The 675-nt window shown below is 42.2% G+C and carries 1 pseudogene; it reads left to right on the forward strand.

The window, feature by feature from the left end:
• Positions 1-65: 65 nt before the first annotated feature.
• Positions 66-675, forward strand: a pseudogene (locus KU855_RS18755) (IS3 family transposase); the annotation flags it as partial.

The raw sequence follows: 675 nt of genomic DNA on the forward strand, positions 1-675 counted from the left end.
TGGTAAGCCCCTAGAACAGTAGACACTTCATAGAGTTATACTTAACCAAAAATATGAGGTGTTACATGCGCGGAAAACGATATCCAGATGAGTTCAAAATAGAAGCTGTTAAACAAGTCACTGAGCGTGGTTATAAAATCGCAGATGTTGCTGATAGATTAGGCGTCACTTCCAAAAGTTTGCACAACTGGATTAATAAGTTTGATAAGCCAGAAAAGCAACACATAACCATTGATAATCAACAAGACGAAATACGTAAACTCAAGGCTGAGCTTCGCCGCGTAACCGAAGAGCGAAATATCCTAAAGGAGGCCGCCGTGTACTTTGCAAGCGAGTCAAAGAAAAGTACACGTTCATAAAGTCTAGGCTCAAGCACTACCCAGTAAAAATCCTATGCGAAATACTTGGCGTTCACCGCAGCGGTTTCTACGCCTGGCTTAAGGAGCCTCTTAGTCGCAGAGCTACTGAAGATAAGCGATTACTAGGTAAAATTAAACAGTATTGGCTAGAAAGTGGTTGTGTGTATGGCTACCGAAATATCACTTTAGACCTTAAAGATGATGGTGAGGCCGTTGGCAAAAATCGTGTATATCGGATCATGAGAACAGCTGATATTAAGGCTGTACGTGGCTATAAGCGCAATCCAAGTTTTGGCGGAGGCGATGTTAGTCATAC

This window comes from Shewanella sp. NIFS-20-20 (genome assembly GCF_019209865.1).
Lineage (GTDB): Bacteria > Pseudomonadota > Gammaproteobacteria > Enterobacterales > Shewanellaceae > Shewanella.